Annotated in this window: 10 protein-coding genes; 6 read left to right on the top strand and 4 right to left on the bottom strand. The window is 72.2% G+C overall.

The features are described 5' to 3' along the window. Positions 1-89 precede the first annotated feature (89 nt). Together WMF24_RS24380 and WMF24_RS24375 are read left to right on the top strand one after the other, a co-directional pair. On the top strand, positions 90-2,696 hold the full coding sequence (locus WMF24_RS24380; protein WP_437729766.1) for a protein kinase domain-containing protein: 2,607 nt from the start codon (positions 90-92) through the stop codon (positions 2,694-2,696). 363 nt (positions 2,697-3,059) lie between these two features. Beyond that, positions 3,060-3,488 (top strand): DUF1810 domain-containing protein, encoded by a 429-nt coding sequence (locus tag WMF24_RS24375; RefSeq protein ID WP_437729765.1) that lies wholly within the window; start codon positions 3,060-3,062, stop codon positions 3,486-3,488. Positions 3,489-3,586: 98 nt separating this feature from the next. On the opposite strand, the gene WMF24_RS24370 is transcribed toward WMF24_RS24375, so the two are convergent. Both WMF24_RS24370 and WMF24_RS24365 read right to left on the bottom strand, forming a co-directional pair. Further along, positions 3,587-4,267 carry an NrsF family protein gene (locus WMF24_RS24370; RefSeq protein WP_437729764.1) on the bottom strand — a complete coding sequence of 227 codons (681 nt, stop codon included), beginning with the start codon at positions 4,265-4,267 and terminating at the stop codon, positions 3,587-3,589. After that, positions 4,257-5,030, bottom strand: coding sequence for an RNA polymerase sigma factor (locus WMF24_RS24365; protein ID WP_437729763.1), 774 nt, complete (start codon positions 5,028-5,030; stop codon positions 4,257-4,259). Before WMF24_RS24365 ends, WMF24_RS24370 begins: the two co-directional genes overlap by 11 nt. A gap of 462 nt (positions 5,031-5,492) precedes the next feature. On the opposite strand from WMF24_RS24365, the gene WMF24_RS24360 reads away from it, so the two are divergent. The 4 genes from WMF24_RS24360 (at position 5,493) to WMF24_RS24345 (ending at position 11,695) form a co-directional block, all read left to right on the top strand. Beyond that, a complete protein-coding gene (locus tag WMF24_RS24360) occupies positions 5,493-6,905 on the top strand; it encodes a spondin domain-containing protein (protein WP_437729762.1) in 1,413 nt (470 codons plus the stop codon). Positions 6,906-7,090: 185 nt separating this feature from the next. Continuing rightward, the gene (locus WMF24_RS24355) at positions 7,091-8,182 is read left to right on the top strand and encodes a serine/threonine-protein kinase (RefSeq protein WP_437729761.1); all 1,092 of its coding nucleotides are present in this window, start codon (positions 7,091-7,093) and stop codon (positions 8,180-8,182) included. A gap of 418 nt (positions 8,183-8,600) precedes the next feature. Beyond that, positions 8,601-10,313, top strand: coding sequence for a DUF1592 domain-containing protein (locus WMF24_RS24350; protein WP_437729760.1), 1,713 nt, complete (start codon positions 8,601-8,603; stop codon positions 10,311-10,313). After that, entirely contained in the window at positions 10,313-11,695 is a 1,383-nt protein-coding gene (locus WMF24_RS24345; protein WP_437729759.1) for a DUF1552 domain-containing protein, read from the top strand. The genes WMF24_RS24350 and WMF24_RS24345 overlap by 1 nt, the downstream gene beginning before the upstream one ends. A gap of 139 nt (positions 11,696-11,834) precedes the next feature. Here WMF24_RS24345 and WMF24_RS24340 read toward each other — a convergent pair whose 3' ends face one another. After that, positions 11,835-13,271: a DUF1552 domain-containing protein gene (locus WMF24_RS24340; RefSeq protein ID WP_437729758.1), complete on the bottom strand. Its 1,437-nt coding sequence runs from the start codon at positions 13,269-13,271 to the stop codon at positions 11,835-11,837. Positions 13,272-13,273: 2 nt separating this feature from the next. Next, the gene (locus tag WMF24_RS24335) at positions 13,274-14,884 is read right to left on the bottom strand and encodes a DUF1592 domain-containing protein (protein WP_437729757.1); all 1,611 of its coding nucleotides are present in this window, start codon (positions 14,882-14,884) and stop codon (positions 13,274-13,276) included. Between the last annotated feature and the right edge of the window lie 623 nt (positions 14,885-15,507).

Here is a 15,507-nt window from a genome sequence, read left to right as displayed (position 1 = left end):
CGCGCACAGCGTACAACAAACACCCCGGACCGTCACCACCGAGCGCGCGGACCGCGCACGTCGCAGGAGCTCTCGGATAAGCTTGCGCCATGCGCGAGGGCACGCTGGTCGCAGGCCGGTTCGAGGTGCACCGCCTCGCCGGCGCCGGCGGGATGGGCACGGTGTACAGGGCGACCGATCAGCTCACCGGCCGCCCCGTGGCGCTCAAGGTCGCACCCCCGGAGCTCGCGCCCCGCTTCCGCCGGGAGGCGCGCCTGCTCGAGGCGGTGCAGCACCCGCTCATCGTCCAGCACATCGCGCACGGCACGAGCGACGACGGCGCCCTGTGGCTCGCGATGGAGTGGCTCGACGGCATCACGCTCGGCGAGCGCCTCGAGCGGGGCGCGCTCCCCGTGGCCGACGCGCTGCTCGTCGCGCACCAGATCGCCGAGGCGCTCGCCGCCGTGCACGCCCTCGGCATCACGCACCGCGACCTCAAGCCGAGCAACGTGCTGCTGCGCGACGGCCGCGTCGACGGCGTCGTGCTCCTCGACTTCGGCGTCGCGCGCGCGGCCGCGTCGACGACGCTCGTCACCGAGGCGAGCTCGCTCGTCGGATCGCTCGGCTACGTCGCGCCCGAGCAGGCGCGCGGCGACGCCGAGGTCGACGCGCGCGCCGACGTCTTCGCGCTCGGCGTGCTGCTCTTCGAGAGCGTCGCGGGGCAGCGCCCGTTCGCCGCCGAGGACCCGCTCGCCGAGATGTGCCGCATCCTCCTCGAGGAGGCGCCGCGCCTCGCCGACAGGGGCCCGGACGTCCCGCCCCCGGTCGACGAGCTCGCCGCGCGCCTGCTCGCCAAGGACCCGGCGGCCCGCCCTGCCGACGGGCGCGCGGCGGCCGCGGCGCTCGCGGAGACGCGCGCCCTGCTCGCGCGCTCGCCGGGCGAGGGCCAGAGCGGCGCGCCCGCCTCGGTCACGGGCGAGGAGCGGCGGCTCATCAGCGTCGTCCTCGTCGACCTCGGCCCCGCCGAGGTCGAGCCGGCGAGCGATCGCGGCGCGGAGCGCGTCGTCGCCGAGGTCGCCGAGGCGTTCGGCGGCGAGCGCGTGCGGCTCGCGGGCGGCACGCGCCTCGTGATCCTGACCTCGCAGGGCGACGAGGTGTTCTCCGGCCGCGGCGGCGCTGGCACGATGGTCGCCTTCGACCTCGCCGCGCGCGCCGCGCAGTGCGCGCTCGCGATGAAGGCGCGCCTGCCCGGGCGCCCCGTCGCGCTCGCCACGGGCCGCGCGCAGGTCGGCGAGCGCCTGCCCGCGGGCGACGTGATCGACCGCGCCGTCGCGGCCCTGCGCGAGGCCGGGGGCGACGTGCGCGTCGACGAGGTCACGGCGGGGCTCGCGGCCCCGCGCTTCGAGGTGACCGGCGACGGCCCCTCGTTCCTGCTGAAGGGCGAGCGCGACGGCTCGGAGCCCGAGGGCACGCTGCTCGGGCGCGTCACCGCGTTCGTCGGGCGCGATCGCGAGCTCGCGATGCTCCGCGGCCTCTTCGAGCAGAGCGCCGACGAGCCCGTGGCGCGCGCCGCGCTCGTGCTCGGCGAGGCGGGCATCGGCAAGACGCGCCTGCGGTGCGAGCTCGTCCGCGCCGTGCGCGACGGCGACCCGCGCGCGTCGGTCTATGTGGCGCGCGGCGATCCGATCGCCGCGGGCGCCCCGTTCGGCATGATCGGCGAGATCGTCCTCGCGGCCGCCGGCTGCCTGCCCGGCGAGCCGATCGAGGCGCGTCGCGGCAAGATCCGCGAACAGGTGGCGCGCGTCGTGCCCGCGTCGCCCGCGGCGCCCGACGACGCGCGGCGCGTCGCGTGGTTCCTCGGCGAGATCGCGGGCACGCCGTTCGACGATCCGGATCCGGAGCTCCTCGCCGCCCGGGCGGACGCCGTCCTGCTCGGCGATCAGGCCCGCCGCGCGGTGCTCGACTGGCTGGCCGCGCGGTGCGCGGCGGGGCCGGTCGTCGTGGCGCTCGACGACATGCACTGGAGCGATCACGCGTCGGTCGCGGTGCTGGACGAGGCGCTCCAGGCGCTCTCGGATCGCCCGCTGCTCGTGCTCGGCTTCGCGCGCCACAGCGTGACGGAGACGTTCCCCGGCCTGTGGGCGCAGCGCGGGGTGCAGCAGATCAAGCTCGGCCCGCTCAGCCCGCGGGCGTCCGAGCGGCTCGTCCGCAGCGTCTTCGGCGACGAGCTCGCGCCGTCCGAGGTGGCGCGGCTCGTCGAGCACGCGGACGGCCACCCGTTCTTCCTCGAGGAGCTCATGCGCGCGCGCGCCGAGGGCCGGAGCGACCTGCCGCCCACGGTCGTGGCGCTGATGCACACGCGCATCGAGGCGCTGCCGGCCGAGGCGCGGCGCACGCTGCGGGCGGCGAGCCTCTTCGGCGGCAGCTTCTGGCCCGAGGGGGTGCGTCAGCTCCTCGGCGCCGGCACGCCGGCCGAGTCGGTCGACCGGTGGCTCAAGAGCCTGCTCGAGGAGGAGCTCATCGCCCGGCGCGGCGCGTCGCGCTACCCGGGGCACGAGGAGCTCACGTTCCGGCACGGCCTCGTGCGCGACGCCGCCTACGGGATGCTGACGGACGGCGATCGCCGGGCCGGCCACCAGGCCGCCGCGCGCTGGCTGCGCTCGGTGGGCGAGCGCGACGAGCGCGTGCTGGCGGAGCACGCGGAGCGCGGGGGGTAGAGCTCATCCCCGCCCCGCGGTCGTGCGGTGCTTTGTCGAAAGTGCGGGACTCGGGGAACCGCCAAGGCGCCAAGGACGCCAAGAAATCTCAATAATTTGGCGCTCTTGGCGTCTTGGCGGTTCGATCCTCTGCGGCCCGTCTGCGGTACGTACCGCACCACCCACCCCGCGCGGAGAGGACACCCTCGTCGCGAGCCTGCGGGAATTCGTTTGCGGTGATGAGCCGTCGCCTCCTCGAGCGCCTGACCTTGGTGACGGAAGCTTCGGTATTGGATGGGGTGAGCGCGGCCGCACGCTGGAGATCGCCGCTGCTCCGATGCCCCGCCGAAAATGAAGTGATAGTCTGGCGGCGGAGGGGCGCCCATGTCGGATCCCTACGACTTGCAACGATTCGTGGACGCGCAGGCTCCGGTCTATGACCGCGTCCTGGCCGAGCTGCGCCGGGGACAGAAGACCAGCCACTGGATGTGGTTCATTTTCCCGCAGGTACAGGGCCTGGGACACAGCGCCATGGCGCGAAGGTATGGCATCGCTTCGAAGGCCGAGGCCGAAGCCTATCTGCAGCACCCGACGCTCGGCCCGAGATTGATCGAGTGTGCTCGCCTCGTGAACCAGATCGAGGGGTGTTCGCTGTACGATATCTTCGACAGCCCCGATGACATGAAGTTCTGCTCGTCGATGACGCTGTTCGCCCACGTGGCTCCCGACAACGAGACGTTCCGCGCGGCGCTCGAGAAGTATTGCGGTGCCGAGCCCGATCCGCGGACGCTCGAGCTCCTCGAGGAGCGCTGAGGGGGGCGCCGGTCCGCTGCTCCGCGCCGGAGGGCGGGCGCGGTGACACCCGATGAGGGCGTCGACCCGGATCTGCCTCGTGAGGGCGGTCCGCGATCTCAGGCCCGCCCGCGCAGCGCCCCGGCGGCAGCGCCGAGGAGCGCGCCGGCCGCGATCGGCAGGCCGTGCGCGAAGGCGACGTGGAGGAGGTCGTCGTACGAGCAATGCGCCTGGATGCCGATCACCGCCCCGAGCCCGCACAGGGCTCCGACCGCGGCGCCGCGCCATGCCGGAGCCGAGAGGAACGAGCGGCGCAGGACGAGCGCCGCCAGCGCGAGCGGCAGCAGCGCCATGCCGAGGGCGATCGCGCTGCACCTGAAGTGCGCCATCAGCGGCAGCGGTCCGTCGGCGGGGGCCGACATCGCGACGGCCGCAGCCAGGAACCCGATCGGCGCCGCCGCGACGAGCGCCTGGAGCGCCCTCACGCCGGCCGGCAGACCCCGGGCGCGCGGCGCCAGCGCGAGCCGCAGTCCGAGGCCGGAGAGCAACGCCCAGAGGACGAGCGGGATCGCGACCCGGGGCGAGCCGATGTCGGCGCGGAAGCCCGCGATCAAGGTCAGGAGCAAGACCCAGCCGAGCCCGGCCAGGATCGCGCTCATCACGCGGCGCTCGCGCGCAGGCCGCGTGAGCGACGGCTCGGCCGGCGCCGCCATCCGGGGCGGCGGCGGGCGGCCAGCGACGTGGGCCGCGGGATCGGGGATGTCCTCGAGCCCTTCCAGCAAATCACGATCATCCGTCACGGGCACCTCCTCGGACGTCCCCCCGAGCCCTGCCGCGGCGGCCGCCCTGCTCCGGCTCCGCGGCCGCGCGCTCCTCGGCGCCCGCTCCCGCGCGCCGCTTCGCGCTCTGTTCGGCGCGCTGTTCCGCGCTCTGTTCGGCGCGCTGTTCCGCGCTCTGTTCCGCGCGCTGTTCCACGCGCTGTTCCACGCCCTTCCCGGCCTCGGGCCGCCGCCTGAGCTCCTCGATCTCGGCCCGCAGCGCCTCATAGGCGCGGAATGCGCGGAGCTTCACCGCGCTCGAGGTCGTACCCAGGACGGCCGCGGCGTCCTGAACGCTCAGCCCCTCGTAGCGGAGCAGGATGAACGCCTCGCGCTGCGCCGCCGGGAGGCTCGCGAGCACCCGCTCGACGGCCCGCGCTGTCTGCGAGGCCATCGCGATGGCCTCGGCGTCGGCGCCGCGGGTGTCCGGCGGCTCGGCGCCCGGGTCGCTCGGGAGGCGCTCGGCGCTGCGGTGTCGCTGCGCGCGCACGTGGTCGAGGTAGACGTTGCGCGCGATGGAGTAGGCCCACGGAGCGACGGCGCCGCCCGGGGCGAAGGTCGAGCGGGCGCGGTGCACCCGCAGGAAGGTCTCCTGCGTCAGGTCGCCCGCGAGCGTCGCGGAGCTGCACATGCGGGTGAGGTACGCGAGCAGGCGCGCGTGGAGCGCGCGGTGCAGCTCCGGGAAGGCGCGTGCGTCGCCGCACGCGTACCGATCCATCGCGGCGTTCAGAGCGAGCTCATCCATCGTCAACAGGCGCCTGCGGGCATGCTGCTCCCTCTACGCGCGCGCCGCACCGTGGTTTCGCCGGCGCCCGTTGAGCGAGCGAGAAATAAACCGCCAAGACGCCAGGGACGCCAAGAAGAAGACGATGCCTTCGCGTCCCTGGCGTCTTGGCGGTTCGAAGTTCTGCTCGTTTCAGGCGGGTTCAACCCGTTTGTTGCTCCAGACGATTGCCGTTCAGGGTGAAAAAATCCTTCCGGTCGCGATCGTGCAGGCGCGTGAGAGGGGCGCGAAACCGACCTGCTCCGGGGGCGTAGCACCATCGAACGACGCGCCGCGGACCATCGCGAGCCGAGGCGGGCGCCATGCGGGCGCCCGCGGCCGCTCCGGTCCCCTTGGCGCGTCGAACGATCGCCGACACGCGGCTCGCCGCGGCGGGGGCGATCCATGTCGCGTCATCTCATTCACCGCTCCTGGAGGATCGTCATGAAGGTTCGGAATCGCGCGCTGTCAGCTCTGCCCCTCGTCCTCACCCTCGCCGCTGCATGCAGCGATGGCGGAGGCGGCGATACGACCGGCGCCGAGGGCATGGGCGGCGGAGGCGCCGGTGGGGCCGCTGGCGGGGGTGCGGCCACGCGCTTCGAGGTGACCCTCGAGAACGTGACCCCCGCGCGGGACTACCGCGTGGCCGGCGTGTTCGACACGCCCGTGGGCGAGAGCACGCCCGGGCCGCTCTTCCCCGAGAAGAGCTTCGAGTTCCGCGTCGGCGCCCTGCCGGGCGACAGGCTGTCGTTCACGACGATGTTCGGGCAGTCGAACGATCTGTTCTACGCGCCCGACGGGGCCGGGATCGCGCTCCACGACGAGGCGGGCAACCCGGTGAGCGGGGACGTGACCGACAAGGTCCTTCTGTGGGACGCGGGCAGCGAGGCCAACGAGGAGCCGGGCGCGGGGCCGAACCAGGCGCCCCGGCAGGGCGGCCCCAACACGGGCGCCAGGGACCCGGACAACACGGTGCGGCTGGTCCAGGATGCCTACACCTACCCGGCGGTCGAGGAGGTCATCCGGGTGACGGTGACGCCGGAGCCGGGCAATGAGTTCACGATCCGGATCACCAACGTGTCGGAGGTGGGGACGCTGATGCCCGAGGGCGGGGAGCCGGCCGCCGTGCCGCTGTCGCCGGGGCTCTTCGTCGTACACGCGATGGACAACCCGCTGTTCACCGTCGGGCAGGCGTACCCCGACAACGGCCTGGAGGCGCAGGCCGAGGACGGGAACCCGAGGATGCTGTACGAGGCGGCCGTGCCCCGCGCGGGCCTGACCTCGCCGGCGGCGCCCGGCGTCGCGGTGGTGCACGGGGCCGCAGCGCCCCTGTTCAGGTCGGGCGAGGCGGACCGGGGCAAGGGCCTCGAGGTGCTGGCCGAGGACGGGAACCCGGCCACGCTCGCGGCGTCGCTGGAGGCCGAGGTCGGGGGCGAGAGCGGGATCTCGTCGGTGCTCGTCTACGACACGCCCGTGGGCGCCTCGATGCCTGGGCCGCTGCTGCCGGGCGCGAAGTTCAGCTTCACCGTGACCGCGCGGCCCGGCGAGCGGCTGAGCTTCGCGTCGATGCTGGGGCAATCGAACGATCTGTTCTTCGGGCCGAGCGAGGAGGGGATCGCGCTGTTCGACGCGAGCGGCGCGCCGGTGAGCGGCGATGTCTCCGACAAGGTCTCGATCTGGGACACGGGCACCGAGGCCAACCAGTGGCCCGGCGTGGGCCCCGACCAGGCGCCGCGCCAGGCCGGGCCGCAGAGCGGCGCGGACGACCCGACGGACCAGGTGCGCTCCGTCGATGACGGGTATCTGTATCCTGCGTCGAGCCAGATGCTGAAGGTGACAATCACCCCGGCGCCGTAGCACATCGTGCCACGCCGGGCGCTGCTGTGGGAACGCCGGGCATCCGTGGTGTCCGCGCCGCGGTACCGTCCCGCGAGCCGGGCGAGCGCTTCCAGCCCTGCAGATCTCGATTGCGGCCCGACGAGAATGAGGCGAGGTTGCTGAATTTCCATTGACGTGATAACCGACCGCCCAGAGTATCGAGCATGGGTTCGACCGGTCCTGGCGCTGTCGGTTCGTACGAGCTGCTCGTGCAGCTCGCGACGGGCGGCATGGCCGAGGTGTTCATCGCGCGTCGCACCGGCGACGGCGCCGGCGGCGAGGGCGCGGGCGACGGCGAGCCCCTCGTCGCCGTGAAGCGGATCCGGGCCGATCTGCGGTCCGAGTCCGGGTACGCGGCGATGCTCTTCGACGAGGCGCGCATCGCGTCGCGCATCGTCAGCCCGCATTTCGTCCCGGTGCTCGACTGCGGCCTCGACGCAGGCGGCGCCCCGTACATCGTGATGGAGCTCGTCGTCGGGGTGACGCTCAAGCACCTCACGCGGCCGCCGGACATGCTCGATGTCGGCGACGCGCTCGACCTCATCGCCCAGGCCGCCGAGGGGCTCCACGCGGCGCACGAGGCGCGCGACAGCTCGGGGGAGCTGCTCCAGGTGATCCACAGGGACATGTCGCCGTCCAACATCCTCGTCGGGGTCGACGGGCGGGCGCGCATCTGCGATCTCGGGCTCGCGTACGCCCTGCGCCGCACGACGCGGACGAAGACGGGGACGGTGAAGGGGAAGCTGAGCTACCTCTCCCCGGAGCAGGCGCACGCCCGGCCGCTGGATCGGCGCTCCGACGTGTTCTCCCTCGGGGTCGTGGCGTGGGAGGCGCTGGCCGGAAGGCGGCTGTTCATCGGCAGCAGCATGCTGTCGATCCTCCACGCCGTGCTCGAGCGCGAGGTGCCGCCGCTCTCGAGCGAGCGCGAGGGCGTGGGGGAGGCGGTCACGGCCGCGGTGGCGCGCGCGCTCGAGCGCGACCGCGACGCGCGCTGGCCGACAGCGGCCGACTTCGCGCGGGCGCTCCGCGCCGCGGCCGAGCGCGAGGGGCACGCCCCGTCGCGCGGGCGCATGGGCGCGCGCGTCGACGCGATCCTCCCGGAGCCGCTGAAGCCGCTGGCGCCGTCCAGCGGCGCGGGCGGGCCGCTTTCGACGCCGGACATCATCGCCGCCCTGCGGTCGATGCACGCGGCGGGCGTGGTGGGCGAGGGGGACGCGAGCGGCATCCTGGCCCCGCCGCGGCGCTCGCGGGGCTGAGCGCGCCGCCGCGGTGTCGGCCTCCGCGCCGCCTCGCCGCCGTCTTGACGCGGCGCCCCGGAGGCGCCCCACCAGCCTTGTCCTCGCTCGAGCTGGGGGAGACGCGCGGGCCGGTCGATAGGCGTTGACACTGGTCATGTGAGCGTTCACATTACGGGTTATCCGCTTGCTTTGCTCCGGGGGTGGGATGCGCACCGCGACCTCCGTCATCGGTCGATCCTGGCGCGCGCGAGCGATTGCCAGACGAGGGTGAACGGCGTCTCGCCAGGGGTGAGACGAGGTCTGCGTCGCGCGTCGTTCCCATGATCTCCCGAGAGGCCACGTGGCTTCATGGCTGTTGCAACACGGGCGATGGTGAACACCAGATCCTGCCCAGGCTCCACTTCAGCGTGCCCACTGCGGGCGAGGAGAGAGAACCATGTCCAGGCCCTCAGATCATGAGCAGGCGCGTCCTCTCCTGGGCCGTCGGTCAGGCGCCGCCATCGCGTTGATCCTGGCCAGCGGCTGCACGGGAGACCTGGGCGCGTCGGGTGCCGAGGATCCCGTCGTGGTGGACCCGCCGCCCACCACGACGGGCCCGCAAGCCTGCGAGGACGGCGCTGTGTACCCCGGGCGAGCGCCGCTGCGGCGATTGACGCGCTTCGAGTACAACAAGACCGTTCGCGACCTCTTCGGCGACACGACCGAGCCAGCCTTCTCGCTGCCGAGCGAGGATGTCGGCAACGGCTTTGGCAACGACGCGGACGCGCTGTCGGTCTCGAGCCTGCTCGCCGAGCAGCTGAGCACCGTCGCGGAGGGCGTCGCCCGGCGCGCGACCTCCAGCCCGGAGGCGCTCGCGAAGCTCGACCCGTGCGCCAGCAACGTGAAGGCGGAGAACGAGGAGGCGTGCGCCCGCACGATCATCGAGCGGATCGCGCCGCTCGCCTATCGAAGGCCGCTCGTCGCCGACGAGGCGGGCGAGCTCATGGCCCTGTACAGCGTCGGGCGGGCGGATGCGACGTTCGACGTCGGCGTCGCGACGGTGATCGAGGCGCTGCTCCAGTCGCCTGATTTTCTCTACCGCATCGAATGGGGCACGCCCGACCCGGAGCGCCCCGAGCTCCGCCGGCCCACCGGCGACGAGATGGCGACGCGGCTCTCGTACCTGCTCTGGGGAACGATGCCCGACGAGGAGCTGCGCATGGCGGCGCGGGCAGGGAAGCTCTCGACGAAGGAGGGCGTGCGCGCCCAGGCCGAGCGCATGCTCGAGGATCCTCGGGTTCACACCACCGTCCGGTTCTTCTTCGACAACCTGCTCCCCATCAGCAACCTCGCGGACCTGGAGCGCAACGCGGAGGCGTTCCCGACCTTCTCGCGGACGATCGGCTCGTTCATGCGCGAGGAGACGCAGCGCTTCCTCGAGCACGAGATCTTCGAGGGGACCGGCACCTGGCCGTCCATCTTGACGGCCCCCTACACGTTCATGAACGGACCTCTCGCGGCGTTCTACGGCGTCGACGGCGTGAGGGGCGACGAGTTCCAGCAGGTAGAGCTCGACACGACCCAGCGCCTCGGGCTCCTCACCCAGGCGGGCATGATGGCCGGGACGACGCACTCGAACATGACGAACCCCGTGACCCGCGGCTCGTTCGTGATCAACAAGCTGATGTGCAAGAAGGTCCCGCTCCCCACCGGCGACATCCTGGAGAAGGTCAAGCCGCCGGAGCCGTACACCGGCGCGACGGCGCGGGAGCGCTACAGCCAGCACAGCCAGGATGCGGTCTGCGCGGCGTGCCACCAGTTCCTGGATCCGGCCGGATTTCCGTTCGAGAACTACGACGCGGTCGGGCTGTTCCGCACGACGGAGAACGACGTGCAGATCGACGCGAGCGGCGGGGTCCCGGGCACGGACGTCACGGTGAGCGGGCCGATCGAGCTGGTGCGGGCGCTCGCCGAGGACGAGGACGTGCTGAGCTGCTTCGCGACGCGCTGGGCCGAGTACGGCTATGGTCTCACGCTGGGCTCCGAGGACGCTTGCACCAAGAAGGACATCACGGCCGCCTTCGTGGCGTCCGGGTACAACGTGAAGCAGCTCCTGATCGATCTCACGCAAACGGACGCTTTCCACTACATGGCTGCCCGAGAGGAGTGATGGTGATGTCGAACTTTCGCTTGAGCCGACGTGCCGTGCTGCGCGGTGCTGGCGCCATCGCCATCGCGCTCCCCTGGCTGGAGATCATGGGCCCCGAGCGCACGGCGCGCGCGGCCCCGGCTCCCGCCAAGCGCTTCCTCTCGGTCTACACGCCGGGCGGGACCGTGATCAACCGCTGGCGGCCGACCGGCACCGAGACGAGCTTCACCCTGGGGCCCATCCTGTCGCCGCTCGCGCCGGTGCAGGACCGGCTGCTCGTGGTCGACGGCCTCGACCTGAAGAGCGCGCGCGGTGAGCAGCACCAGAGCGGGATCATCGCCTGGCTGACGGGCACGGCGCAGGAGGGCTCCTCGAACGGCGGCTACGGCAGCGGGCCCTCCGTCGACCAGGTGATCGCCTCGCGGATCTCCGCCGGTCAAAAGGCGAAGGCGAGCATCGAGATCGCGGTGCGCTGGGCGACGGGCAAGTCCCACGGCCTGGTGTCGCCGATGAACGCCGCGAATTTCGAGACCGCCGCGCCGTACAAGCCGATCCCGCCGCGCCTCGATCCGGTGGAGATCTTCACCGAGCTCTTCGGCACGCTGGATCCCAGCGCCGGCAACGATGCCGCCCGCCGCCTCGCGCGGAAGAAATCGATCCTCGACTTCCTCGACGGGCGCTACTCCGCCCTGTCCGCGCGGCTCGGCGCCGCCGACAGGCAGAAGATCGACCAGCACCTGACGAAGATCCGCGAGATCGAGAAGAGCATCAGCAACGTGCCGGTCGAGACGAGCGCGTGCAAGGCGCCGGAGCGGGTCGACACGTCCGACTACAACCCGCGCACGGGGCTCAACTCGGCGGACAACGGCTCGATCAAGGACACCTCGACCGACGCGGCGATCCCCAAGGTCGGCAAGCTCATGATGGACATGCTGGTGATGTCGCTCGCCTGCGACATCACCGCGGTCGGCACGCTGCAGTGGAGCGACACCGAGGCGAAGCACACCTTCCCCTGGCTCAACCTGAGCGAGCACCACCATTACTACCAGCACGACGGCGGATTCAAGCCGAACGAGTGCGAGCTCATCTGCAACTGGTATTCAAAGCAGCACCTCTATCTCCTGCAGGAGATGGAGAAGGTCGACATGGGCGGACACTCGCTGCTCGACGAGAGCGTCGTCTTCTTCGGTTCCGAGCTCTCGGATCCGCCGAGCCACAACAAGACGAACATGCCGTTCCTGCTGGCCGGCGGCGGCGGCGGCCTGCGCACGGGGCGCTGGGTCCGGTACCCGAACCTCCCGCACAACAACCTCCTCGTCTCGATCCTGAATCTGTTCGGCGACACCCGGGACACGTTCGGTGACCCGCGGTACTGCACCGGGCCGCTCACGAACCTGACATAGCCCTCCCGGCGCCGGCGCACGGCCGGCGCGCCAGGACAGGTCCTCCGCGCGGCAGCCGCCGCAGATGCAGCGGCAGCCGGCCCAGGGTCGCTGGGCCAGCTGCCGCGCTCCGCTCCTCGGGGCCCGGCCGCCCCGGCGCTCAGGCCGGCGCGAAGAGGCCCGAGATGGCCGTCGTGTGGAGGTCGTCGTCGCCGATGACGAGGTCCGGGACGCGCAGCGCCCCCGCGCACGCCATCCACAGGTCGTTCGTCGACCGGAGGCCGCGGCCGCCGTTGTCCCACACGCGCCCGCCGACGAGCCCGGTCTTCGCGCCGCCGAAGAGCAGCCAGGGCACGTTGTCCCAGTTGTGCTTGCGGGTGCCGACCTCGGTCACGTACGGGATGAGGGTGTTGTCGAGGAGCGTCCCGCCGTTCACCTCCTGGGTGGCCGCGAGCTCCTTCAGGAACCCCGCGAGCTTGTTGGCGTAGAACTCCTCGACGCGCGTGAGGAACTCGAGCGTATCTCGCGTGTCCGGATCATGGCTCGTCGTGTGGTGGACCTTGAAGATCCTCGGGTCCGGCGGCCAGAGGTCGCCGAAGCTCACGTGGTTCGTCCCCGGGGTCCACTGGAAGGTCACGACGCGCGTCAGGTCGCACCGGAAGGCGGCCTTGAGCACGGCGAAGTGCAGGGCCCCGATGCGCGCGTGCTTCTCGTCGTCGCGCTCGCCCACGACGTGGTTCGAGGAGTAAGGGTCGATGTACTCGCTCACCTGGACGATGTCCGGCGGCTGTTCCATCCCGCAGAACGCGGCGTTGTGCGGGTCGGCGTCGAGCTCCTTCTCCACCTCGCGGATCGCCTCGACGTGCGCGTCCAGCATCTCGCGCTGCGCGCTCGGCGCGAGCTCGTGGAGGCGGCCGAGGTCCCTGCTCGCGAAGTCGAGGACGCTCTTCTTCTGCCGGCGCGCCCTGGCGAGCGCCTCGAGGTTGTCGCTCGTCGTCCCGCCGGGCATCAGCGTGCCGAACACCCGCTCGTAGACCTCGAGCGGCTGGTAGTACGGCGTCATCGGGCTCCGCGGGCCGGAGTACGACATGTGTCGCGTCGACACCTCCGGGGTGTCCGCGCGCTTGTCGCACGAGATCTGGAGCGACGCGATCGGCGTCCCTTGCAGATCGGGCGACTGCTTCACGAGGAGCTGGTCGATGCTCGGCCCCTCCGCCATCGGGTCGTCCCCGCCGTTGCCGGGGTAGAGCTGCCTTGTCCGCCGGCCGGTCGCCATCAGGACGGTGCCGCGCTCGTGGCCGCCGCCGACCGACCCCTCGTAAGGCAGCTTCAGGTCGCGCAGCACGACCATCCGGTCCCTCACCGGCTCGAACGGCCGCAGGATGCGGGACAGCGTGAAGCTGGTCCCGCTCCCCTGCGGCCACCAGTTCTCGTAGACGGTGCCCACGGGGCGCTGGATGATGAGGAGCCGCTTCGGGCCCTCTGCGCCCTCGGCGGCCCGCTCCATGCCGCGGAGGATCGCGAACATCCCCGCGGCGGCGCCGATGCCCTGGAGGAAGCGACGGCGGGAAGAGGCATAAGGTAGGTTGCGGTTCATGGTCACTCCTCCTCGATGCGGTCGGTGAGCGCGCTCGACGTCGCGATGGCCTTCACGATGGCGGGCAGGGTGCGCGCGCCGTCCGGCAGCGCCTCCACCACGCGCGCGACCTGGCAGTCGACAGGCCTGAGCAGATCGTCGTCGGTGCCGTAGGTGACGAGGTTCCGCGTCACGCACGCGGCGAAATCCTTCGTCCGCGCGACAGCGTCGGCGAACCCGAGCGCGCTCGCGTAGCTGCCGGACAGCCCGGGGATGCCCTTCACCTCGACGCGCGCGTCGATGGGCTCTCCGTCGAGCGTCTCCCGATAGCGGCCCAGCGCATCGTAGCGCTCGAGCATCAGGCCGAACGCGTCGATCCCCTCGTGGCACCCGCCGCAGGTCACGTTCTTCGCGCGCGCCTCGGCGCGCTCTCGCTCGCTCATGTCGGCCTCGAGCAGGTCCGCCACCGCGTCCGCGAGCGCCTCCGGCGGGGAGGGGAGCTTCGGCAGGCAGAGCAGCGCGCCGCGGACGAACAGCCCCCTCGCCACGACGCTCGTGTTGTCCGTGCGGGAGAGCGTCGCGAGGACGCTCGCCTGCGTGAGCAGGCCGGCGCGCTGGTCGGCGGGCAGGGTGACCGGCGCGTACTCCTCCGGCGCGCCTTCGTGCTCCACGCCGTACACCCTGGCGAGCGGCTCGTTCACGAGCGTCTCCCGCGACGTGAGCAGCTCGGAGACGTCCGCGCCGCGATCCCAGAGGACCGTGTCGAGGAACAGCTCGGTCTCGTGGAACATGCTCGCCTGGAGCGCGGGGCCGTACTCGGGGAACATCCCCGGATCTTTCACCGTGCCGAACAGGTTGCTGAGCCCCCACGCCGCGAGCAGCGTCGTGCTCAGGCTGTGCCGGGTCTCCGGCAGCGCGAGCAGCCGCTCGGTCTGCCGTTCGACCTCTTCCGGATCGCGGAGGGCCCCGGAGTCGGCGGCGGCCATGAGCTCGTCGTCCGGCGGGCTGTCCGTGAGGAAGAACGCGAGCTCGCTGGCGATCTCGTGGGGCGACAGCTTCACGACGCCGTCGCGCCGCGCCTCGCCGAGCTCCGTCCGGTAGCTGAAGGAGGGCGACGCGAGGACGGCCTCGACGGCGAGCTTCACGCCGCGCTCGTAGCTCTCCTCCTTCCCGACCTCGAACACAGCCCACAGGTCCTCGAGCTCGTCCGCGCCGAGCGGCCTCCGGAACGCCCGCGCCGCGAACCGGCCCAGGAAGTCGCGGGCGCACGCGTCATCCCCGCTCGTGGCGCAGCCCGTCACCTCTTCGAAGCGCCCTTCGAGGCTCTCCGCGGCGTGAGCGGCCGCGTCGAGCCGGGTGCGCACGAGCGATGTGCCGACGGAGAACCCCTTCTTCATGAAGGGCTTCGTCCTCTCGTCGGGCGCCTGATCGGCGCGCACGGCGGCGTCCCCGAGCAGCGCGCGCACGGAGTTCGTGAACTGGAGATCGGCCAGCAGCACGACCCGGCTCGCGAGCCGCGGCGCGCACTGCGCGTCAGCGCCTGGCTGCTCGCCGCCCGCGCCAGGTCGCTCGGCGCCCCCGCGCGGCTGCTCGTCGCCGGCGCCCCCGAGGGTGCCCGTGCACGCCGCCGCCACGATGGCCGAGGCGCACGCGGCGAGCCGCGCCGAGCGGCGCCCCCCGCGGGAGCGCTCCCGGGCGGCCTGCCTCTCCCCCGGAGCAGGGGACGCCGTGCGCCGAATCCATTCCCAAATCCGAGGTCGAACCATGATCACGCCTCCCGATCTCTCCCGAGGCGCGGGTGCCCGTTCGCTCACCCGCCGCTCGAGATCAGCCTGTTACATGGGGCGAGACGCGCCGCGTCCGACGCGGAAGGCGAGCGGCCTCCGGCCGGACACCCTCTCGAACCCCCTCACGCATCACCACACCATCGAACAAGACCGATGACATCGACGGGCCAGCGACGTGCGATGAGCTGCCATCTCGTCGCCGGCCCAGGTGCGAGCGCGACGTCGCCTCATGGCAGCAGGTCGGCGATCAGCTTTCGCTGCATACGAACGCACGACAGCCTCCGTAATAAGTTCGTTTACGGATGAAATTCCGGATGAATGCACGTGAACCGATGCGCGTGCGGGTCCCAGGAGGCGTCTCACCCAGCCTGGTAGGCGCGTGGGACGCCCTCGCGACCTCACCGCTGCGCGCGTCCGCGGCGGCCCAGCGAACGGAATCGCGCAGAGAGCGATTCTGACCCAAGGGGACG

The organism is Sorangium sp. So ce1335 (genome assembly GCF_051521615.1).
In the GTDB taxonomy this organism is placed as follows: domain Bacteria; phylum Myxococcota_A; class Polyangia; order Polyangiales; family Polyangiaceae; genus Sorangium.
Note: the sequence above shows the minus strand (reverse complement) of the source record. Positions and strands in the feature narration are given on the sequence as shown.

Excerpts from the sequence above, each read along its gene's own strand:
- WMF24_RS24375 (WP_437729765.1), top strand. The coding sequence starts at position 3,060 with ATGTCGGATCCCTACGACTTGCAACGATTCGTGGACGCGCAGGCTCCG.
- WMF24_RS24345 (WP_437729759.1), top strand. The coding sequence starts at position 10,313 with ATGGTGATGTCGAACTTTCGCTTGAGCCGACGTGCCGTGCTGCGCGGT.
- WMF24_RS24350 (WP_437729760.1), top strand. The coding sequence starts at position 8,601 with ATGTCCAGGCCCTCAGATCATGAGCAGGCGCGTCCTCTCCTGGGCCGT.
- WMF24_RS24340 (WP_437729758.1), bottom strand. The coding sequence starts at position 13,271 with ATGAACCGCAACCTACCTTATGCCTCTTCCCGCCGTCGCTTCCTCCAG.
- WMF24_RS24355 (WP_437729761.1), top strand. The coding sequence starts at position 7,091 with ATGGGTTCGACCGGTCCTGGCGCTGTCGGTTCGTACGAGCTGCTCGTG.
- WMF24_RS24365 (WP_437729763.1), bottom strand. The coding sequence starts at position 5,030 with ATGGATGAGCTCGCTCTGAACGCCGCGATGGATCGGTACGCGTGCGGC.
- WMF24_RS24360 (WP_437729762.1), top strand. The coding sequence starts at position 5,493 with ATGAAGGTTCGGAATCGCGCGCTGTCAGCTCTGCCCCTCGTCCTCACC.
- WMF24_RS24380 (WP_437729766.1), top strand. The coding sequence starts at position 90 with ATGCGCGAGGGCACGCTGGTCGCAGGCCGGTTCGAGGTGCACCGCCTC.